Consider the following 20653-nt stretch of genomic DNA (forward strand, 5'->3'; position numbering starts at 1 on the left):
GTTTAAAATACCCTATGTCCCATGGCTTGGAATTCTGAGGCACCGGGCCCGGCCCGGGAGGCGGCGAAATGGCAAAGACACCAACTGGCAAAAACACATCCGGACGCGGCCAGCGCGACCTGAAAGTCAAAGTGAAATCCGCCCGCGGGCGCAAGCTCAGCTCGACCCGCTGGTTGCAGCGGCAGTTGAACGACCCCTATGTGAAGCGCGCCCAGGCCGAAGGCTACCGCGGCCGCGCGGCTTACAAGATCATGGAGCTGGACGATAAATTCCGCTTCCTGGTCAACGGTGCGCGGGTTGTCGATCTGGGCTGCGCGCCGGGCGGCTGGGCTCAGGTGGCTGTGAAACGGATCAATTCGCTTGGCGAAAAGCCGGGCAAAGCCGTTGGCCGGATCATCGGGGTGGACCTGCAGGAAGTTGAACCCTTGGCCGGGGCGGAGTTTCATCAGCTCGACTTCATGGACGATGGCGCCGACGACAAGGTCAAGGAATGGCTTGGCGGCAAGGCAGATGTTGTCATGTCGGACATGGCGGCTGCCAGTTCGGGTCACAAGCAGACAGACCACCTGCGCATCATCTCGTTGTGCGAAACCGCAGCCTATTTTGCCTTTGACGTGCTGGAGGAAGGCGGCACCTTTGTCGCCAAGGTTCTGGCCGGCGGTGCCGAGGGAGAACTGCAAAAACTGCTGAAGCAGAAGTTCACCAAAGTTTACAACATGAAGCCGCCCTCCTCACGGTCGGACAGCTCCGAAAAATTTGTGGTCGCTACCGGCTTCCGCGGCTGATCTCAGATCCTGCGGCTGTGCGGGGTTGTCAGAGACCGGGTGGCCAGGTTGCGCAGCAGGATGGCCTCTTCGCCCTCGCCGTCTGTCAGCCGGGACACCCGCAGCTTCCGGCTGACATGGCTTGCCATTTCCCGCTGGCGCATCAGCTCAAACAGCCGCAAATGACGCAGTTTGTTTTGCAGTTTCGTCATGATGGCCCCTTCTGGTTCCGCTGCTTTTCTGCAAACTAGGAAGGGATTGGGTCCGCAGAACGGCTGAAATGTGGCAAAGCTGCCTTATTGTTGAAGATTAGGAAACAGTTGCAAAAATACCGGGAGTTACTGTTTCCGCCCGTCCGCCATATCTATCAGCGCACCATTGAACTCAGCTCCGAGGATCAAAATCGCCGCATTGAGATAGAGAAAGATCATTGCTGCCATGGCGCCAGCCAAGCCGGCATATGTCGCCGAATACTGCGCAAAAGAGCTGACATAAAAGGCAAAGCCGCTGCCTGCTGCTGCCCAAAGCAGGAGTGTCAGCACAACACCCGGCAGAATCCTCCGGACCCTGTGCACCCGCCCTGGCAGCAACACGTGGAAAGCGATCACAGCGCCTGCAGGCAGCAGCAGCGCCAGCAGGCCGCTCAGCCCTTGCTCCCATTGGCCGGACAGGCGGCCCAGGGGCAGAATATCCGCAAGGAACCGCACATAGAGCGGCAACAGCAATTCAAAAACGGCGGCCGCCAGAATGCCGGCACCGCCTAGAATTACCAGCCCAACACAGATTCCGCGGGTTTTCCAAAACGGGCGGGTGTCGGTGTCGTGGTAGGCCTGCACCATGGCAATCCTGACGGCATCCACGCCGTTTGACGCAAAGTACAAGGCTAGTAGACCGCCCAATGTGGCCAGCTGCGTGCTGGATGTCTTCAGGACGGCCTCGAGCTCCGCCAGTATTGGCTGGGCAACCGAGTCAGGCCAAGCTCCAAAGACCAGCTCTGTCAAGCTATCCATTTCCACATCCTGCGACAGAACGCCTGCCACGGTGCCCGCCAGCGCGACCGTGAAAAGGACAAAAGGAAACAGCGCCAGCATCATCGACATGGCAATATGGCTGCTCATCACCCAACCGTTCTTCCGGCTGAAGCGGCGGGCAGCAGTGACCAGAGCCGCAGGCCAGCGGCGGAGAGGAGGCAGGATCGGCATGGGCCGAAAGTTCCATAGCTGCCGCCGGAAGGCCAGACACCCAAAGTGGATTTGCCCGTGACGTCACCTGTTGGCAGCACCGCATGTGGAAGAGAGGCTCGTGGGGTACTAGATTGAAGTAAAGGCAAAATCTCTAGGCCGTGGAATGTTCTGGATTGTTCTTAGCTCCGCCGCGCTGGCAATTACCTGGACGGCTGCCGGCCTGGCGGCTCTCAGTGCAGCCCGTACCGCGCGCACACCTCAAGGTGCAATTGGCTGGGTTGTGTTCTTGCTGTCAGCTCCAGTCGCCGCCCTGCCCGCCTATTTGGTGTTTGGTCATCACCGGTTCAAAGGCTACTGGCGCGCCCGCCGGGACGCTCAGCTGGCGGTGACGGCATTCCGCAACAGCACCCGTTTCGAAGGTGCCGGAACGCTCGCCGTCAATACCGCGCCCTTTGAAGCCATCGCTGGCTTGGCTGTCTGCCGCGGCAATTCCATGACCCTGCTGGTTAACGGCTCGGAAACTTTCAGCTCCATCTTTCAAGCGATTGAAAACGCCCAGGAGTATATCCTGATCCAGTATTACATCCTGCGTCCGGACGACCTTGGCAAACAGATCCAGGCCAGGCTGATTGCCGCCGCTGAGCGGGGTGTGACCGTCTGGTTTATGGTGGACAGCATCGGCAGTCGGCACTTGCCGCTCAGCTACTTCCGGGCGCTGGAAACCGCCGGTGTTAATACAATAGACCCCGCAGCCCGCAGAGCCCCCTGGCAGCGGCTGCGTATCAATTTCCGCAACCACCGGAAAACGGTCATCGTGGATGGCCGCATCGGGTTCACCGGCGGATTGAATGCCGGTGACGAGTATATGGGGCTGAACCCAGCTTTTGGTCCTTGGCGTGACACCCAAGTTCGCCTGACGGGCCCAGTTGTGCAGCAGTTGCAACTGGCCTTTGCCGAAGACTGGCATTGGCGCACCCTGGAGCCCGTTCTGGAGCTCCTGAACTGGGAGGCACAGCCATCGCCGCAGGACCGTCCGGGACTGATTGTTGCCACCGGCCCCGGCGACAACACGGGCAATTGTTCGATGATGTTCTTCTCCGCCATCGCAGCCGCCAAAGAGCGAATATGGATGGCCTCTCCGTACTTTGTGCCGGATCAGGATGTTTACGCAGCTCTGAAGCACGCGGCTCTCAGCGGGCTGGATGTCCGGCTCCTGCTTCCCGAGACCATTGACCACTACCTCCCTTGGCTTGCCGGATTTGCGTTTTTTGATGAGCTGCGGGCGGCAGGTGTGAAAATCCTCCGCTACCAGGGCGGCTTTATGCACCAGAAGTGCTTTGTCATTGATGACACGCTGGCCGGCATTGGCACAGCAAACCTCGACAACCGGTCCTTCCGGCTGAATTTCGAAACCATGGCGCTGTTCTTTGACAAGCTGTCAGCGGCCGAGACAGCGGAAATGCTGAGCAGGGATTTCCAACGCGCAACCGAGCTGACGATACCTCTGGACCGCCAAAAATTGCCGGTTCGCCTGTTTGCCCCGGTGGCTCGGTTGCTGGCACCTGTGCTTTAAGAAATCTCCCGACCTTTTTGATTGTTCCCGGAAAACAAGCGCCCCATGGCGCTGACCAAAAAAGCAGTGCTGATCCCAAATCCGAACAAGCCGGTCACCGCAGCAAAGGCGGCAAAAATCCGCAGCGCCGGACCCAGCACCACGTCGCCGTAGCCAAGGGTGGTATAGGTGGCCAGAGAAAAATAGACCGCTGTGTTCCAATCATCAATTGCCCCGACCAGGACAAAGGCTGCGGACCAGATCCACACCTGCGCCGTATGGCCGCCGAGAATGATAAAGATGGCCGCCACCAGGATCAGGCCAAGCTGCCAGGCCCGGTAGGGCTTGGCAAATCCCGCAGACAGCTTGTTCAGCACTGACGCGCACCAAACCAGAACAGAGATCTCAAGGATCAGGCAAACGCTCAGGTAAATCGACCCCCACAGCAGCTGGCTCCACAGTGTCATGCCGCGCCTCGCTTTCTTGTGAACCTCCGGCAACCTATAGCTGCCCTCCGGAAACTCCTTCTGCAATGTGAATTTACATATCCTGCCGCCTCTGACGCAGGGTCCTGCAATTGTGACGCACTGGACATCTGCCAACCGCACGTATTCAGTGCCAGAGCAGGAAACGATGACCCTAGCGCCCGGAGGCCGCCGCACGATGGTTCTGACAGTCCGCAACGTGACCAAGGCCTATCCCGGCCAAACTCAGGACATCGCGGTGCTTCGCGGAGTGTCTCTGGATTTGGCTGCAGGGCAAAGCCTGGCTTTGACTGGCGACAGCGGCTCAGGCAAAAGCACGCTGCTGCATCTGGCCGGAGCACTCGACACGTTTGACAGCGGCGAGATCGAAATCTGCGGCACGCCTCTTTCCGGCCTGAACGACACCCGAAGGGCCGCGTTGCGAAGACGGGATGTATCTCTTGTTTTTCAGCAATTTAACCTAATCCCTTCACTTGATATCCAGCAAAATATCTCGTTGCACGCCCGGCTTGGAAACCGGTGGGATGCAGATTGGGGGCGTCATTTATCGGAGCGGCTTGGCTTGGCAAAGCTGCTTGACCGCTATCCTGAGCAACTCTCTGGCGGCCAGCAGCAACGGGTGGCGATTGCCCGCGCGCTTGCGGTCCGTCCCAAGCTGCTGCTGGCTGACGAACCAACCGGAAACCTGGATGAGACAGCCAGTTCAGCGGTTATGGAGCTGATGCTGGCACTCGTCAGTGAAAGCGGCGCAGCCCTGTTCCTTGTGACCCATTCCGCGGCGATCGCGCAGATGCTGGACAGGCAATTGCATCTCAAGCACGGACAGACAGGATGACCCGCGCCGCACTGCACGCGGTCCTGTCGCATTGGTGGCGGCATCCGCTGCAACTCGCGACCTTGATGGCGGGATTGGCGCTGGCAACGGGCCTTTGGTCGGCGGTTCAAGCCATCAACGCCGAGGCGCGCGCCAGCTATGCCCGTGCTGCGGAACAGCTTGGCACCGCTGGCGCCGACCGCTTGCTTGCGGAGAACGGCACGATCCCGCTGGGCCGTTATGCCGCCTTGCGGCGTGCAGGATGGAACCTGGCGCCTGTCCTGGAAGGCACTGTCAGGTTCGGCCGCCAAAGCTTTGATCTTATGGGGGTTGATCTTCTTAACCACCCGATGGTCGCAAATTTGGCGAATGCGGCAGAACAAGACGGCGTGCAGCCATTGGACGCGCTGCTGCCGTCCGGTCGGCTGTTTGCGCACCCGGCCACAGCAATCGCGCTTGAGGCCAACCAAACTCCCTATCCTGTCACGTCTACGGAGGCGCTGCCCCGCAATGTTGTGGCCGCGGACCTGAGTCTCGCCAGCCGGCTGCTGCGCCAGCCGAAAAGCCTGAGCTATCTTTTGATACTGCCCGATCAGCTGCCTGGCCTCCGGCCGCTTGCCGAAATTGCGCCTGGGCTTATCCACGCCAAAGCGGACTCGGCGTCGGCTGATACCGCACGTCTGACAGATAGTTTCCATCTGAATCTGACCGCCTTTGGCTTGCTCTCTTTTGCTGTTGGCCTGTTCATTGTTCAAGGCGCCATTCTATTGAGCCTGGAGCAGCGCCGCGGGCTGATCCGGACCCTGCGCGGCCTTGGTGTCCCAATGGGCCTGCTTGTTGCAGTGTTTGCAGCTGAGCTTGCCTTTGTTGCCTTGGCCGCCGGGCTGGCCGGATTGGCGGGCGGCTACTTTGTTGCGGCGGCACTGCTGCCCGGGGTCAGCGCAACTTTGGCAGGTCTTTACGGAGCTCCCGTCGAAGGCAGTTTGTCGCTGCGCCCGGTCTGGGCTTTGTCGGGGCTTGCTATGGCGTTTGGCGGTACAGTCCTTGCCGGGGCTCAGTCGCTGTTTGCGATATGGCGTATGCCGCTGCTGAGCGCGCCCGCGGCCCATGCCCGCGGTCAGCAGGCCGGCAGATCCCAGTGGGGCTCTGCCATTGCCGGCATTGCATGTATTCTGGTCGGCATTCTCATCCTGAAAACCTTTCAGGGGCTTCTTGCCGGATTTGCCTTCCTCGGAGGCCTGATGCTGGGTGCCGCCATGGTTCTTCCCTTGCTGATCTCTGCCGGGTTGTTGCTGGGCGCGCGGCTGGCCCGGAGACCATTCAGCGCCTGGCTTTGGGCAGATACAAGGGCCCAACTGCCTGGAATGTCGCTGGCCCTGATGGCCCTCCTCCTGGCGCTGGCTACGAATATCGGCGTTGGAACAATGGTTTCCAGCTTCCGGCTCACCTTCAACGGCTGGCTTGATCAGCGCCTGTCCGCCGAGGTTTATGTCACGGCAACCAGCGACGCGCAGGGAGCCGAACTAGCAACCTGGCTCAACCAGAAAGGAATCAGGGTTCTGCCGATCCGGCGCCACGATCTGCGCTTCAGAGGGGCTCCGCTGCGCTTGTACGGGGTTATTGACGACGCGACCTACCGGGACAACTGGCCAATGCTGCAAAGCCTGCCGGATGCATGGGATCAGGTTGCCGCCGGCAAGGCCCTGCTGGTCAACGAGCAGCTTGCAAACCGTCACGGGTTGTCTCCCGGAGCCGAGCTCCGGATCGCGGCTGGCTGGGAGATGACCATAGCCGGGATTTACTCCGACTACGGCAACCCCAATGGCCAGGCAATTGTGTCTTTGCCAGAGTTGCTCCAGCACGCTCCGGATATTGCGAACCGTCAATTCGGCTTGCGCCTGCCGCCTGATCAGCTGCCGGAAACTATTAGCGAAATCCGGAAAGCTTTTGAAATACCGCGGGAAAACATCATTGATCAGGCCGAGCTCAAGGCGCGATCCTTATCTGTCTTCGACCGAACCTTTGTGATCACCGCGGCACTAAACCTGCTCACCCTTGGGGTGGCGGGATTTGCCATGCTGACAAGCCTGCTTACACTGTGGAGCCAGCGGTTGCCGCAATTGGCGCCAGTCTGGGCGATGGGCGTGACCCGCCGGCAGCTGGCTGCTGCCGAATTGCTGCGGAGCCTTCTGCTTGCAGCCATCACGGCGTTGCTGGCTTTGCCTTTAGGGCTGGTGCTGGCCTGGGCGCTGCTAGCGGTGATCAATGTCGAGGCCTTCGGGTGGAAACTGCCTATGTATCTGTTCCCAATTGACTGGCTGCGCCTGTTCCTGCTTGCACTGCTGGCCGCAGTGGCCGCCGCGGCTTTGCCCGCTCTGCGTCTCAGCCGGTTGGACCCGGCAGAATTGCTCAAGGTGTTTGCCCATGAACGCTAAATCTGCATTGTCTTTGCTCCTTGCCGGCTGGGCTGCTACAGCCCAGGCTCAAGGGTTTGCCGGGCTGGGCAGCGATGCTGAAGGCTTTGCAATACCGCAACGGGGTTATCAGCTTTCCTTTCCGCAAGACCACGGGGCCCACCCGGATTTCCGCATTGAATGGTGGTACTTAACCGCCAACCTTAAAAGCGCATCCGGAACCAGGTTCGGCATCCAGTGGACTCTTTTCCGGTCCGCTTTAGCCCCGGGTGAAGCCGACGGGTGGCAGAGCCCGCAAATCTGGATGGCCCATGCAGCGGTGACAGAGTCCGACCGTCATCTGTTCGCCGAGCGCATTGCCCGCGGCGGAATTGGCCAGGCTGGGGTATCAGCAAACCCCTTCGAAGCATGGATCGACGGCTGGCAGATGCGGTCAACAGACGGTGCTCTTGAAGAACTGCAGCTAACCGCCTCAGGAAAAGCGTTTTCCTACGACTTAAAGCTGTCCGCCGAAGGGCCTTTGGTTAAACACGGCGAAAATGGCTATTCCGTGAAATCAGAGAGCGGTCAGGCAAGCTATTACTATTCGCAGCCGCATTACCAAGTCACTGGCACGCTGGATCTGCCGGAAGGAACGGTGGACGTGAGCGGCCACGGATGGCTGGACCGGGAATGGTCAAGCCAGCCATTGGCAGAGGATCAAAGCGGATGGGACTGGTTCTCGCTCAGCTTTGACAGCGGTGACAAACTGATGGGCTTTATCCTGCGCGGCGACAGTGGCAATTACACGTCAGGAACCTGGATTTCAGCAGGTGGCACGGCAAAGCCGCTTGCCGAAGGCAGCTTTCAAGCAGAACCGTTGGAGTTTAGCAATGTCGAGGGGCGCCGGATCCCCACCCGGTGGCAAATCAAACTGCCGCAAAGAAACGTTTCCGCGGAAGTTCAGGCACTTAATCCGCAAAGCTGGATGGGAACATCATTTTCCTACTGGGAGGGGCCCGTAACGGTGAACGGCAGCCACAACGGCACGGGGTACCTGGAAATGACCGGCTATGAATAAGGGCGCCCTAAAGCGCCCTTAAGTTTTCAACGGACCACAAAGACCGAACAATCTGAATGCCGGATCACCCGGGCCGCATTCGGCCCGAGCAGATAATCCTTCAAATCCGGCTTATGCGCACCAATCACGATCAGACCGCTGCCGGCGGTTTCTGCGACCTTCAGGATCTCCTGATAGGCTGTGCCTGTTGCCACCAGATGGCGGACCTTTGCGTTCCGTTTCTCGCCAAGCACACTGGCACAAAGTTCGCCAAGGCGCTCCGTGGTGTCCTTTACTGCCTTTTCGTGGTGATGCTCCTCGAAAAAACCCGACACCCAGCTTTCGCCGAAGTCTGGCAAGACGTTGACAACATCAAGTTGCACACCGTCGAGATCAGCCAGACGGGCGGCCTGGGTCAGCACTTTTTCATCGCAGCTCCGGTCGCTCAATTCCAAGGCGCAAAGCACAGGTTTGCTCATGCCGGTACTCCTTCTTGTTCACGTGCCCGGCCGCGCTGCAGCAGAGCAACCAATCCAACCAGCAGCAAGGCGGGCAAAAAGATCAGTTCCTTGGGAAGCTGGCTGGCAGGCGCCTGGATCGCAACGATCTGAACCGGATCGTCGGCATAGAAATCAAAGCTGTCCAGAGACGGTGCTGCGGGTGTTCCGAACATTGGTTCATCCAATTTGACAACCCCGTCCTCTTCAAGCAGCAGCAGGCCGAAAGCATCAACTTCCCGCTGACCGTCCGTGCCGCCGGAAGTCAGGATCAATGTGGTCGACTTGATCTCGGACGTGTCGAAATCAGGGCCTTGCACGGTGATCCTCATTTCCGAACCAGCTTCCGCTGCATCCAGTGCCTGCACCAGTTCGGCAGGCGGGACTTGGGCATACGGGGGCATTATGCGGTCCATGAAGAAGTCCGGCCGGAACAGCGCAAAGGCCGCTGCAATCAGCAGGATGCTCTCATAGATCCGGCTGCGGCTGACGAAATAGCCCATGGTGCCGGCGGTGAAAACCAAAATGGCAATCGTCGCCGATATGGCCACAAGTATCCCCTGGGTCCAAGTCACATCAATCAGCAAGAGATCGGTGTTGAAGATGAACACAAACGGCAGCGCCACCGTTCGCAAGCTGTAGAAGAAGGCGGTGAAGCCGGTACGGATCGCGTCACCACCGGACACTGCAGCAGCCGCAAAGCTGGCCAGCCCCACCGGCGGCGTCACATCCGCCATGATACCAAAGTAGAACACAAACAGATGCACAGCGATCAGCGGCACGATCAAGCCGGACTGGGCGCCAAGCTCAACAACCACACCGGCCATCAGCGAGCTGACAACGATGTAGTTTGCAGTGGTCGGAAGCCCCATACCCAAAACAAGCGACAGCAAACCGACCATCACCAGCATCAGGATCAGGTTGCCGCCGGAGACAAACTCAACCAGGTCAGCCATCACCTGGCCCACGCCGGTCAGCGTCACGGTGCCCACGATCACGCCGGCAGTCGCCGTCGCCAGCGCGATACCGATCATATTGCGGGCGCCGTCAATCAGCCCGTTCCACAGGTCCGTGACACCTTCAACGAAGGTCTCCATCATATTGCTTTGACCGCGGAAAATTGCCTTGAGCGGTTTCTGGGTCAGCAGGATCACAAACAGCAGCGCCGTGGCCCAGAAGGCGGACAAGCCGGGAGACTTCTGCTCGATCATCAGGAAGTAAACCAGCACGATAATCGGCAGCAGGTAATGAAGACCCGCCTTATAGATCTCTGCCACCACCGGCAGTTCAACCTTTTTGGCGTTGGGATCATCCGGCACCAGATCATCGACACCGGACGCCAGCCACAACAGCCCGACGTAAACTGCAACCAGAAGGGCTGACAAGGTCAGGCCGGAAGCATTCGGCATCGCTGCCACGATCCATTTCACCGGGTATTGCACGCCGTAGCAAAGCCCGGCAAAGCCGGCAAAGAACAGCGCCATACCGCCAATGGTACGGCCCATGGAGACAACGCGGTTGCCCAGCGTCGGCATGTTTCGCTTCACCGCTTCCAGGTGCACGATGTAGACCAGCGCGATGTAAGAGATCGCGGCCGGCAGGAACGCATGGGTGATCACCTCGACATAGGAGATGCCCACGTATTCCACCATCAGGAAGGCCGCAGCCCCCATAACCGGCGGCATGATCTGGCCATTGACTGAAGAGGCGACCTCGACCGAGCCGGCTTGCTCGCTGGTAAAGCCAACACGTTTCATAAGCGGGATGGTAAAGGTGCCGGTGGTCACCACATTGGCAATCGAGGATCCGGAGATCAGGCCGGTTGCGGCAGAACCCACCACGGCCGCCTTTGCCGGACCGCCGCGAAGGTGGCCCAGGGCACCGAACGCCATTTTGATGAAGTAGTTCCCTGCCCCGGCCTTATCAAGAAGCGCACCGAAAAGCACGAAAAGAAAGACAAATTTTGTCGATACACCCAAAGCAATGCCAAACACCCCCTCTGAGGTGATCCACATGTGGCTCATTGCCTTTTTCAGGCTGGCGCCTTTCCAGCGGATGACTTCGGGCACCCACTCAGACGAACCGAAGAACACGTAAGCCAAAAAGATCGTCGCGATAATCGCCATCGCCGGGCCAAGCGCTCGGCGGGCGGCCTCGAACAGCAATATCAGACCGACAAGGGCAAACCACTTGTCGACATCATCGGCCAACCCGCCGGAATCGACGATTTTCTGGTAGAAAATATAGCCATAGAGCGCAATGCCGGTCCCCAAAACGGCAAAAACCCAATCCTGAATGGGAATGTATCCCCGGGGACTGGATTTAAGCGCGGGATAGGCCGCATAGGCCAGGAACAGCGCAAAGGCCAAATGGATCTGCCGCGAATTGTTGATCACGCTGCCGGGCAGCAGCTGATTGGCCAGCGGCGAGGCCAGAATAACTTGGAAAACAGACCAGATGACGGCGACAACAGCCAGAAATACCCCCACGCTCCCCACCGGGTTACGGGCGCCGGCGTCGGAGGACGCGACCAGTTCCTGAAGCTCTTCTTCGCTGAGCGGTCGATTTCCCTGAGCATCGGATGTCATGGATAATCTCCCCTTGAGCCGCTACCTAAGGGCGCGGCCTCAATGTATTTCCCCTTCCCCGGGGAATGAAACGGGGCGCTGCTGCGCCCCGCTCTAAGGTCTCGGCCGATTACTCGATCCAGCCTTTTTCCTTGTAGTACTTGGCCGCGCCGGGATGCAGCGGGGCCGACAGGCCGTCTGCAATCATTTCTTCCGGCTTCAGGTTTGCAAAGGCCGGGTGCAGCTTTTTGAAGGCGTCGAAGTTTTCGAACACCGAGCTGACCACAGCGTAGACCGCGTCTTCGGACACGTCCGCCGAAGTCACAAAGGTCGCGCCCACGCCAAAGGTCTGGGTGTCCGCATCAGAGCCGCGGTACATGCCGCCAGGGATGGTGGCGGTGCGGTAGAAGGAGTTGTCGCCTACCAGCTTGTCAACCGCTTCGCCGTCGACGGTCACCAGAACAGAGTCACAGGCGGTGGTGGCTTCCTGGATCGAGCCCGACGGGTGGCCGACGGTGTAGATCATCGCGTCGATCTGGTTGTCGCACAGCGCTGCTGACTGCTCGGCCGCCTTCAGCTCGGTTGCCAGAGCGAAATCTTCCATGCCCCAGCCTTTGGCCTCCATCAGCACTTCCATGGTGCCGCGCTGGCCAGAGCCCGGGTTGCCGATGTTAACGCGCTTGCCCTTAAGGTCGTCGAAGGTGGAGATACCGGAATCGGCCCGTGCCACGACGGTGAACGGTTCGGGGTGCACCGAGAACACCGCACGCAGGCCGTCAAAGGCGCCCTTGTCCTCAAACTTGGAGGTACCGTTATATGCATGGTACTGCCAGTCGGACTGGGCCACACCGAACTGCAGCTCGCCTTCGCGGATGGTGTTGATGTTGTAGACCGAACCGCCGGTGGATTCGACGGCGCACTTGAAGCCGTGCTCCTTGCGGCCCTTGTTGACCAGACGGCAGATGGCGCCGCCGGTCGGATAATAAACACCGGTCACGCCGCCGGTGCCGATGGTGATGTATTCCTGAGCAAATGCTGCGGGTGCCGCAAAGGACGCCGCCACCAATGCACCGATAGCCAGCTTGGTGTGTTTCATGATCAAGTCTCTCCCACTTGTCTTATGATTTACAGCCCGGCCCGGACCGGCTGTGAAAACGGCTTTGCGGGGCTTTCACAGCCTGGTGAATTCAGCCGCCAGGCAAGGCGTGTGCGGTTATTTTGCACGCGCAGCAGGGTTTCATTGGCACTTGCCCAAGTCAAGGGTGCTATTTATTGACGCACCCCGAGAGACGGTATTTCTCTCTTAATTGACGCAAGTTACGCTTTTTTCCCCGTCAAGACCCCGGCCACCGAACCGTAAAAGCACAAAAAAGTTCCTTGCGTCAGGACGCAGGTCCCGCGCGATTCTTTTATCCCGCTTCGGCCGGCTCGATTCCCACCGTTTCAGGGCATTTCCCAGCGCGGAAAAACCAGCGCAAAACTTCCGTTCATTAACAAAGAAAGCCGTGACAAAACGACGGCGTGACGCTAGTAAGCATCAAATAATAAATTGAGCGGCGGTTCAAGAAACCGTTGCCATGACCAACATTTGACAGGGAGCTTGCAGCAATGCTGCTTAGCCAAGTGATTTACGACAATCCGTCTTTGACGGATTTCTGGGCGTTGGAACGCTGCGTCTCAGCCGAAGCCCGGAAAATTCCGCGGGAGGCAAACGCGCCTCTGACTTGTGACGTGGAGCCGGAATTCCGTTGCACGCCGCGGAAGTGGGAATTGATCCTTGCCGCAGCGCACGAGCGCGGGTTGCGGGCCCGGCAAGCGCAACAGTCATCTGCCGAAAGAGGCTTTGCCGCCGCGTAGCAGTCCCGCCTGCCGGATGGCAAGCGGGATCTGCGGTTTTATTCCGCCGGGCTGGCAGCGGGACGGGGTTTAAAACGTTCCCGCATGCCCTGCATCATTGCATAAAGCACCGGCACGACAATCACTCCGACAACAGTGGCTGCAAGCATCCCGCCAAACACCGCAATGCCAATGGCTTTTTGGCTGGCAGCGCCGGCGCCTGAGGCGACCATCAGCGGCACCACCCCCAGCAGAAAGGACAGCGCCGTCATCATGACGGCCCGGAAACGCTGTTTTGCGGCCTCCTGTGCAGCTTCGCGGATCGTCAGCCCCGCGGCACGCTGCTCCATCGCGAACTCGACAATGAGGATCGCGTTCTTCGAGGCAAGGCCGATCAGCATGATCATCCCGATCTGGGTGTAGAGGTTGATGTCATTGCCGGCCAGCGCCACAGCCGCCACAGCCCCGAACAGAGCGACGATCACCGACAGCAGGATTGCCACGGGCATGGTCCAGCTTTCGTATTGCGCGACCAGGAACAGGTAGCCGAACAGCACCGCCATCGCCAGGATCACCGTCACCAGGCCTGCCGAGTCAAGCTGCTGCTGCGCGGTTCCGGTCCATTCAAATGCATAGCCGGGCGGCAAAGCGCTGGCGGCCTCCTCCTGCATCACCCGGATGGCGTCGCCGGTTGACAGGCCAGGCGCGGGAACAGCTGTAACCGTGGCCGAGCGGAAGATGTTATGCCGCTTGAGCAGAACCGGTCCCAGAACATTCTCGACATCAATCAGTGTCGACAGAGGCACCATCTCGCCGGACTGGGCTCGAACGTAAAGACCGCCGATGTCCTCGATCTTGTCGCGATAGGAGCCTTCGGCTTGCAGCATCACCTTATAGACACGGCCGAACAGATTGAAGTCGTTGACATAGTACGAACCCAGATGCGCTTGCATTGTCTGGAACACCTCGGCAATCGGAACGTTCAGCGTCTTGGCCTTTTCCCGGTCCAGGTCGACAAACACCTGGGGCACATTGGCCCGGAACGTGGTGTATGACTGCTGGATCTCAGACCGCTGGTTGGCAGAATAGACCAGCGAACCAACTGACTGCGCCAGATCCTGCGGCGTGCCGCCAGCCGTCTGCTGAACTGCCATCTCCACACCGGCCGACATGCCCAAGCCGGAAATCGGCGGCGGGTTGAAGGCAACGATGCTCGCCGCGGCCTCCCCGTTGGCAATACCGTAGATCTGGCCGAGGATCGCGTTGGGGTGCAGCGCCTCGCTCTGCCGCGCATCCCAGGGATCGAGGTTGGCGATGATCATCGCGCCATTGGCCCCTGCGCCGTTCAACAGGCTGAAGCCATTGACCAGAACGGTACCTTGCACACCGGGGATCTGGCGGATCTGCTCGTCGATCCGGCGGGTGACTGTCTCGGTCCGCCCCAGTGCCGCGGCATCAGGCAGCTGCACATCGACAAACAGATAGCCATTGTCTTCGGCCGGCAGGAACCCCTTGGAGGTGCTGTTGAAAATGCTGCCTGTGCCAAAGGCAACGGCCGCGATGATGGCCAGCCCAATCACCGGCAGGCGCAACAGGCGCGTCACAATGCTTAAGTAACCGCTGCGTACGCCGCCGATCATATTCTCAAACAGTGCCAGCAGCCCCTTGGGCGGGCCCGAACGCGCCTTGAGAACGATGGCGCAGAGCGCCGGCGACAGTGTCAGCGCGTTGACCGAAGAGATCACCACCGCGACCGAAATGGTTACCGCAAACTGCGAATAGAGCTGGCCGGTGATACCCGGCATGAAGGTGACCGGCACGAATACCGCCAGCAGCACCAGGGTGGTGGCAATCACCGGGCCGGTAATCTGGCCCATGGCCTTGCGGGTAGCTTCGGCCGGCGCCAGGCCCTCTTCGGCGATAATGCGCTCTACGTTTTCCACCACCACAATGGCGTCATCGACCACGATGCCAATTGCCAGCACCAGGGCAAACAGCGAGATGGTGTTGAGCGACATGCCCAGCACCAGCAGGAAGGCAAAGGTGCCGATCAGCGACACAGGGATGGCCACTGCCGGGATGATCGTTGCCCGGAACGACCCCAGGAAGATGAACACCACCGAGATCACCAGCACAAAGGTCATCATCAGGGTGGAGATCACATCGTTCAATGACTGTTCGACAAAATCCGTGGTGTTGAAAGGCACAGAGTATGAGACGTCATCCGGGAAGTCCGCCGACAGACGGTCCAGCTCAGCCAGCACGGCTTCGGATACTGCCAGCGCGTTGGCTCCCGGCGCCTGGTAGACTGCCAGGATGGTCGAGGGCACACCATCATAATAGCCGGAAGAGCTGTAGTTGGAGGAGCCAAGCTCAACCCTGGCAATGTCGCTCAGCCGCACGGTGCTGCCGCCATCGCCGGTACGGATCACGATATCCTCGAATTCGCTGACCTCGGTCAGGCGCCCCTTTGACTTGATGGTGTACTGGAACACCTGGTCGCCCGGCACCGGCGGTGCACCCACCTGCCCTGCCGACACCTCGATGTTCTGCTCCCGCACGGCATTGATCACGTCGCCGGGTGAAATACCCAGGCCGGCCATCTTATTCGGGTCCAGCCAGACCCGCATGGCATACTCAAAATTGGTAAGCAGATCCGCCTTGCCAACACCATCGACCCGCGCCAGCGCGTCCTTGAGGTTAATGGCCGCATAGTTCGATAGGAACACGCTGTCATAAGAGCCATTGGGCGACGTCAGCGCTGCCACCAACAGCATGTTGGAAGAGCTTTTCTGAGTGACGACACCGCTGGCTGTTACCTCAGCAGGCAGCGCGGCGACGGCTTGTGCCACCCGGTTCTGAACGTTGACTGAGGCAATGTCCGGATCAGTTCCGACCTCAAAAGTCACTGCCAGCGAGTAGCTGCCGTTGTCTGCGGACGTGGAGGACATGTAGAGCATCCCGTCCACCCCGTTGACCTGCGCTTCGATCGGGGCCGCGACGCTCTTTTCAACGGTTTCAGCGTTGGCGCCAGGGTAGCTGGCGGTGACATTCACGACAGGCGGGGTGATTTCGGGAAACTGCGCCACAGGCAGGGAGAAATAGCCGATCACCCCCATGACCGTTAGAACAAGGGAGATAACGATCGCGAACTTGGGCCGCGAGATAAAGACAGAGGAAAACATCGCTTACTCTCCAGCCTGCCCGGCCAGAACCGGATCCACTTCCACGCCCGGACGGATCTTTTGCAGGCCTTCGACAACAACGGTCTCGCCCTTGGTCAAACCGTCCAGCACAATGATGCCGGTGCCCTGGACGTCGCCAGTGACGATATAGCGCTGCTGCACCTGGTTCTGCGCATCCACCACCAGCACAAACGGTCCTTGCTGATCGCGCTGAATTGCGGCCTGGCTGATGATAATCCGGTCCACTGCTTCCTGTGACTGCAAGCCAACAGTCAGGAAGGCCCCATCCAGGATCAGCCGGTGGTCATTATGAAACTCCGCCCTGATTGTCACCGCACCGGTTGCAGGATCAACCCGGTTGCCTGCAAAGGCGATGTGCCCTTTCTCTTCCAGCTCGGCGCCGTTGGGAAGCACCACAAAAACCTCCGGTGCTGTATCTGTATCGGACCGGTCGATGCCCTCAGCGTCAAGCTGCTGAAGGATCTCGACGAACTGCTTCTCATTCACTGAAAAGGACACGTAAACAGGTGCTTCGCGAACGATATTCACCAGCGCTGACCCGCTGGGGCTTACCACATCGCCAATGCTGACCTCAACGCGCCCGACCCGGCCTGAGAACGGCGCGTGGATCTCGGTATAGCTCAAGTCCAGCTCCGCCTGCCGGATGGCAGCCTTTGCCGCCCTCACCTGAGCCTCGGCAACCAATTCGTTGGCCCGGGACGTATCGCGGTCGGCTTCGGGCACCGAGCCGCGCTCGAACAATTCCTGTTTGCGGGCCAAATCAAGCGAAGCAAGTTCCAGATTGGCTTCTGCCTGAGCCAGCTCCGCCCGGCGGCTTTCCAAAACAGCCTCGTAAGCGCTGCGTTCGATCCGGAACAGCACGTCGCCTTGCGCTACCTCGGCGCCGTCTTTGACCAGCACCTCCTCAAGATAGCCGCTGACACGGGCCATGATGTCGGCCTTGTCGATCGCTTCTCCGCGGCCAATGAACGTAGACGTGTCCTTGATCGGCTTGATCACCGCCTGCGCCACAGAAACCTTGGGCGCTGCCCCTTGCTGCGCCCATGCGCTGGGAGCCGCCATTCCAACTGCTGCGATCACCGCGAGCCCGGTTGCCCCGGGCAGGCCCCTGTTCCAAAAACGCTTCATTGCTGAGCCTTTCAATCTGACAGAAAAATCCGAGCGGCCCATGCTGCGGACCGCCGCTTAGTATCCAAACCGTTAAACGCATTGAATAACGTGCTGGCTTCTTCTGCAAGTTGCACACGCCGAAAGACAGGTTTTCCGCCGCGGAAACTTTGCTATTTCATTCCCGCACCATCGAAACCTTGCACGCCGCGGGCATTTCAGGGAAACCGGTAGCAGAGCCTGCCTCCGGGCGCCCTCGCAGCGGAATTGATACGGGAAGGAGTTCCTCCGATGAAAGTGAATGGCACGCATTACCGCTCCCTTTGGTGGAACCATGACACAGACGTGCTGGAGATCATCGACCAGCGCTGGCTGCCGCATGACTTCCGCGTACAGCCGGTAAGCACGCTTCAGGAGTTCGCCGATGCGATTGTCGAGATGCGGGTGCGCGGCGCGCCGCTGATCGGAGCAACTGCGGCTTATGGCATGGCGCTGGCTATGCGGCTGGACCCATCGGATACCGCGATGGATCAGGCCTGGAGCTTTCTGAACGCCACACGTCCCACTGCTATCAACCTGCGCTGGGCGCTGGACCGCTGCCGCGCCCATCTGCGCCCTATTGCCGAAGGAGACCGTGCCGCGGCCGCGCTGGCACTGGCCCACGAAATCGCTGACGAAGACGTGGAGATTAACCGCAGCATTGGCGCGCATGGCCTGGAATTAATTAAAGAAATTGCATCCAGGAAACCTGCAGGCGAGCCCGTTCGGCTTCTTACCCATTGCAACGCCGGCTGGATTGCCACCGTCGACTGGGGCACTGCCACCAGTCCGATGTACCAAGCCCATGACGCCGGCATCCCAATCCATGTCTGGGTCGACGAGACCCGCCCGCGCAACCAAGGAGCTCTAACCTCGTGGGAACTCGGCAGCCATGGTATCAGCCACAGCTATATCACTGACAACGCCGGCGGCCACTTGATGCAGCATGGGCAGGTCGACCTGGTAATCACCGGCACAGACCGAACCACCCGCCGGGGCGATGTTTGCAACAAAATCGGCACGTATCTCAAAGCCTTGGCAGCCAAAGATAACGGCGTTCCATTCTATGTGGCCCTGCCTTCTCCGACCATCGACTGGACGGTTTCGGACGGTGTAGCCGAAATCCCGATCGAAGAGCGCAGCGAACGCGAAATCACCCATGTACAGGGCAAAACCGAGGATGGTGCGATCGGCGTGGTCCAGGTCACCCCCGATGGCACCCCAGGCGGCAATCCGGCTTTTGACGTGACACCGAACCGGCTGGTCACTGGCCTGATCACCGAGCGCGGCATTTGCGACGCATCCGAAGAAGGACTGGCCGGGCTTTTCCCGGAAATGGCCGCCGCCAAATCCGCCTGAACTGGAGCTTCAAGTGAAACCTCCTTACCAGGACACCGCCGAACTTCGGCAGGCAGTCATTGACGCTTGTCTGGAAATGAATGCCTCAGGCATCAACCAAGGCACCTCAGGCAATGTTTCCGTGCGTGCGGGTGATATGATGCTGATCACCCCATCCGGCGTTCCATATGAGAAAATGCATCCTGAAATGCTGGTGCGGATTCCCCTGGAAGGAAGCCCGACGCCTGAAGGCCAGTTGAAACCGTCTACCGAGTGGCCTTTTCACCTGGCAATCCTCCAGGCGAAAGAGTCCGTAAATGCAGTTGTGCATGCCCATCCGGTCTACTGCAGCGCTCTAGCGATGAACCGTCGGCCCATTCCCGCCTGCCATTACATGGTAGCGGCATTCGGCGGCAACGACGTGCCCGTGGCGGATTATGCCTTGTTCGGCAGCCAGCAACTGTCGGACAACATCACTCGGGTTTTGCAATCCCGCAGTGCCTGCCTGATGGCCAACCATGGGGCTGTCAGCACTGGGGAGAGCCTCCCCCGCGCACTGTGGCGTATGATAGAACTTGAAACACTGGCAAAGGGTTACGCAACGAGTCTCACCCTAGGAGAACCGCATATTCTAAGCGAAGAGGAAATGGCGGAAGTTATTCATGCTTTCCGCGACTACGGACTGAAAGACAGCCGCTGATACTGCAAAACTACAAGACGGAGCGCCCATGTCCAGCCCGCTGATTTTTGATGGCCATAACGACCTGCTGCTGCAGATTCAGTCCGGAAACGTGACCTGCGACCAAGCCGGGGTTCTTGGCAACGGCGGGCACCACATTGATTTGGACAAGGCCAAAGCAGGCGGCTTTGGCGGCGGCATGTTTGCTATTTTTGTCCCGGATGAAGGCGACAGCTCCTTCATGGAAGAGATGATGGCGGTGAGCTACGACCTGCCGTTGCCACCTGCAGCCGGGCAAGCCCGTGCTTCGGCGGTCGCACTTGCCCAGGCCGGGACCCTCATCCGTCTTGAACAGCAAGGAGCGCTCCGGATCTGCCGCACCGTTGAGAGCATTCGCGGCGCCATGCAGGACGGGGTAATCGCCGCCGTCATGCATATGGAAGGTGCAGAGGCGATTGATCCGGACTTTCATGCTCTTGATGTGCTGCACGCAGCAGGCCTGCGGTCTTTGGGGCCGGTCTGGAGCCGCCCGACGATCTACGGCCATGGTGTACCGTTTCGCTTTCCAGGCAGCCCAGACACAGGCCCTGGCCTGACTTCCGATGGTTTTAGATTGGTCGAAAAATGCAACGATATCGGTGTGATGATCGACTTATCTCATCTGAACGAAGCCGGTTTTTGGGACGTGGCCCGCGTCACGACCAAACCGCTGGTTGCGACCCATTCCAATGCTCATGCCTTGTGTCCGCACAGCCGGAATCTGACTGACCGCCAACTGCACGCTATCCGCGACAGCGACGGTATGGTCGGCTTGAACTTTGCAGTTGCGTTCCTCCGCGAAGACGGCCGGATGGATGAAAACACGCCGATCAGCCGCATGACCGAGCATCTCGACTATTTGATCGGAGAATTGGGAGAAGACCGGGTCGGGCTTGGATCGGATTTTGATGGCGCCACTGTGCCAGCCGGTCTCAAGGATGTCTCCGGGCTGCCCTTGCTGCGCAAGGCTATGAGAGACCGCGGGTATGACGATGATCTGATGGCCAAGCTCTGCCACCGAAACTGGCTGCGGGTATTGGAAGCAACCTGGAACTGACGCTGAATTCCTTGCTGCAAACAGGGCCTGGAGTTC

General features: G+C 59.4%; 16 protein-coding genes. 8 read left to right on the plus strand and 8 right to left on the minus strand.

Going from position 1 to position 20653, the window contains the following annotated elements; genetic code table 11:
* The first annotated feature begins 68 nt into the window (after window positions 1-68).
* Window positions 69-785, plus strand: a complete 717-nt coding sequence (locus RA19_RS21130) for an RlmE family RNA methyltransferase (protein ID WP_039166546.1) — start codon at window positions 69-71, stop codon at window positions 783-785.
* Window positions 786-787: 2 nt separating this feature from the next.
* Here RA19_RS21130 and RA19_RS21135 read toward each other — a convergent pair whose 3' ends face one another.
* Both RA19_RS21135 and RA19_RS21140 read right to left on the minus strand, forming a co-directional pair.
* Window positions 788-976 (minus strand): hypothetical protein, encoded by a 189-nt coding sequence (locus tag RA19_RS21135; RefSeq protein WP_039166547.1) that lies wholly within the window; start codon window positions 974-976, stop codon window positions 788-790.
* Between the two features lie 126 nt (window positions 977-1102).
* Complete coding sequence (locus tag RA19_RS21140; RefSeq protein ID WP_039166549.1) at window positions 1103-1966, minus strand: YihY/virulence factor BrkB family protein; 864 nt, start codon at window positions 1964-1966, stop codon at window positions 1103-1105.
* Window positions 1967-2111: 145 nt separating this feature from the next.
* Here RA19_RS21140 and cls point away from each other — a divergent pair, with 145 nt between their 5' ends.
* On the plus strand, window positions 2112-3521 hold the full coding sequence (gene cls, locus RA19_RS21145; RefSeq protein ID WP_039166551.1) for a cardiolipin synthase: 1410 nt from the start codon (window positions 2112-2114) through the stop codon (window positions 3519-3521).
* Here the strand turns inward: cls and RA19_RS21150 are convergent.
* Entirely contained in the window at window positions 3518-3967 is a 450-nt protein-coding gene (locus tag RA19_RS21150; RefSeq protein ID WP_039166554.1) for a potassium channel family protein, read from the minus strand. The genes cls and RA19_RS21150 overlap by 4 nt on opposite strands.
* 196 nt (window positions 3968-4163) lie before the next feature.
* On the opposite strand from RA19_RS21150, the gene RA19_RS21155 reads away from it, so the two are divergent.
* Genes RA19_RS21155 through RA19_RS21165 form a run of 3 tightly spaced genes read left to right on the plus strand, consistent with a single transcriptional unit; the run spans window position 4164 to window position 8273 of the window.
* Window positions 4164-4820: an ABC transporter ATP-binding protein gene (locus tag RA19_RS21155; protein ID WP_039166556.1), complete on the plus strand. Its 657-nt coding sequence runs from the start codon at window positions 4164-4166 to the stop codon at window positions 4818-4820.
* On the plus strand, window positions 4817-7234 hold the full coding sequence (locus RA19_RS21160; RefSeq protein WP_039166558.1) for an FtsX-like permease family protein: 2418 nt from the start codon (window positions 4817-4819) through the stop codon (window positions 7232-7234). Before RA19_RS21155 ends, RA19_RS21160 begins: the two co-directional genes overlap by 4 nt.
* Window positions 7224-8273 (plus strand): lipocalin-like domain-containing protein, encoded by a 1050-nt coding sequence (locus tag RA19_RS21165; RefSeq protein WP_039166560.1) that lies wholly within the window; start codon window positions 7224-7226, stop codon window positions 8271-8273. Before RA19_RS21160 ends, RA19_RS21165 begins: the two co-directional genes overlap by 11 nt.
* Before the next feature lie 26 nt (window positions 8274-8299).
* Here the strand turns inward: RA19_RS21165 and RA19_RS21170 are convergent, their stop codons facing one another.
* From RA19_RS21170 to RA19_RS21195, 5 genes are all read right to left on the minus strand, one after another.
* Entirely contained in the window at window positions 8300-8731 is a 432-nt protein-coding gene (locus tag RA19_RS21170) for a universal stress protein (protein WP_039166561.1), read from the minus strand.
* Entirely contained in the window at window positions 8728-11337 is a 2610-nt protein-coding gene (locus tag RA19_RS21175; protein WP_039166563.1) for a TRAP transporter permease, read from the minus strand. The genes RA19_RS21170 and RA19_RS21175 overlap by 4 nt, the downstream gene beginning before the upstream one ends.
* Before the next feature lie 109 nt (window positions 11338-11446).
* Window positions 11447-12412: a TAXI family TRAP transporter solute-binding subunit gene (locus RA19_RS21180; protein WP_039166565.1), complete on the minus strand. Its 966-nt coding sequence runs from the start codon at window positions 12410-12412 to the stop codon at window positions 11447-11449.
* A 799-nt stretch (window positions 12413-13211) separates the two neighbouring features.
* Window positions 13212-16337 carry an efflux RND transporter permease subunit gene (locus RA19_RS21190; protein WP_039166566.1) on the minus strand — a complete coding sequence of 1042 codons (3126 nt, stop codon included), beginning with the start codon at window positions 16335-16337 and terminating at the stop codon, window positions 13212-13214.
* A 3-nt stretch (window positions 16338-16340) separates the two neighbouring features.
* Window positions 16341-17420, minus strand: a complete 1080-nt coding sequence (locus tag RA19_RS21195) for an efflux RND transporter periplasmic adaptor subunit (protein ID WP_241479115.1) — start codon at window positions 17418-17420, stop codon at window positions 16341-16343.
* A 336-nt stretch (window positions 17421-17756) separates the two neighbouring features.
* Between RA19_RS21195 and mtnA the strand changes: the two genes are divergently transcribed.
* The 3 genes from mtnA to RA19_RS21210 are packed head-to-tail and all read left to right on the plus strand — an operon-like array spanning window position 17757 to window position 20617.
* Entirely contained in the window at window positions 17757-18863 is a 1107-nt protein-coding gene (gene mtnA / locus RA19_RS21200; RefSeq protein ID WP_039166569.1) for an S-methyl-5-thioribose-1-phosphate isomerase, read from the plus strand.
* 13 nt (window positions 18864-18876) lie between these two features.
* Window positions 18877-19542: a class II aldolase/adducin family protein gene (locus RA19_RS21205; protein ID WP_039166572.1), complete on the plus strand. Its 666-nt coding sequence runs from the start codon at window positions 18877-18879 to the stop codon at window positions 19540-19542.
* A gap of 28 nt (window positions 19543-19570) precedes the next feature.
* Complete coding sequence (locus RA19_RS21210; protein ID WP_039166574.1) at window positions 19571-20617, plus strand: dipeptidase; 1047 nt, start codon at window positions 19571-19573, stop codon at window positions 20615-20617.
* Window positions 20618-20653 lie beyond the last annotated feature (36 nt).

It is taken from the genome of Leisingera sp. ANG-M1, assembly GCF_000813745.1.
Lineage (GTDB): Bacteria > Pseudomonadota > Alphaproteobacteria > Rhodobacterales > Rhodobacteraceae > Leisingera.

Bases quoted from the DNA above. Each gene is read 5' to 3' on its own strand.
- RA19_RS21150 (WP_039166554.1), bottom strand. From the start codon at position 3,967: ATGACACTGTGGAGCCAGCTGCTGTGGGGGTCGATTTACCTGAGCGTT.
- mtnA (WP_039166569.1), top strand. From the start codon at position 17,757: ATGAAAGTGAATGGCACGCATTACCGCTCCCTTTGGTGGAACCATGAC.
- RA19_RS21195 (WP_241479115.1), bottom strand. From the start codon at position 17,420: ATGGCGGCTCCCAGCGCATGGGCGCAGCAAGGGGCAGCGCCCAAGGTT.
- cls (WP_039166551.1), top strand. From the start codon at position 2,112: ATGTTCTGGATTGTTCTTAGCTCCGCCGCGCTGGCAATTACCTGGACG.
- RA19_RS21180 (WP_039166565.1), bottom strand. From the start codon at position 12,412: ATGAAACACACCAAGCTGGCTATCGGTGCATTGGTGGCGGCGTCCTTT.
- RA19_RS21160 (WP_039166558.1), top strand. From the start codon at position 4,817: ATGACCCGCGCCGCACTGCACGCGGTCCTGTCGCATTGGTGGCGGCAT.
- RA19_RS21175 (WP_039166563.1), bottom strand. From the start codon at position 11,337: ATGACATCCGATGCTCAGGGAAATCGACCGCTCAGCGAAGAAGAGCTT.
- RA19_RS21140 (WP_039166549.1), bottom strand. From the start codon at position 1,966: ATGCCGATCCTGCCTCCTCTCCGCCGCTGGCCTGCGGCTCTGGTCACT.
- RA19_RS21130 (WP_039166546.1), top strand. From the start codon at position 69: ATGGCAAAGACACCAACTGGCAAAAACACATCCGGACGCGGCCAGCGC.
- RA19_RS21170 (WP_039166561.1), bottom strand. From the start codon at position 8,731: ATGAGCAAACCTGTGCTTTGCGCCTTGGAATTGAGCGACCGGAGCTGC.
- RA19_RS21165 (WP_039166560.1), top strand. From the start codon at position 7,224: ATGAACGCTAAATCTGCATTGTCTTTGCTCCTTGCCGGCTGGGCTGCT.
- RA19_RS21210 (WP_039166574.1), top strand. From the start codon at position 19,571: ATGTCCAGCCCGCTGATTTTTGATGGCCATAACGACCTGCTGCTGCAG.
- RA19_RS21190 (WP_039166566.1), bottom strand. From the start codon at position 16,337: ATGTTTTCCTCTGTCTTTATCTCGCGGCCCAAGTTCGCGATCGTTATC.
- RA19_RS21155 (WP_039166556.1), top strand. From the start codon at position 4,164: ATGGTTCTGACAGTCCGCAACGTGACCAAGGCCTATCCCGGCCAAACT.
- RA19_RS21135 (WP_039166547.1), bottom strand. From the start codon at position 976: ATGACGAAACTGCAAAACAAACTGCGTCATTTGCGGCTGTTTGAGCTG.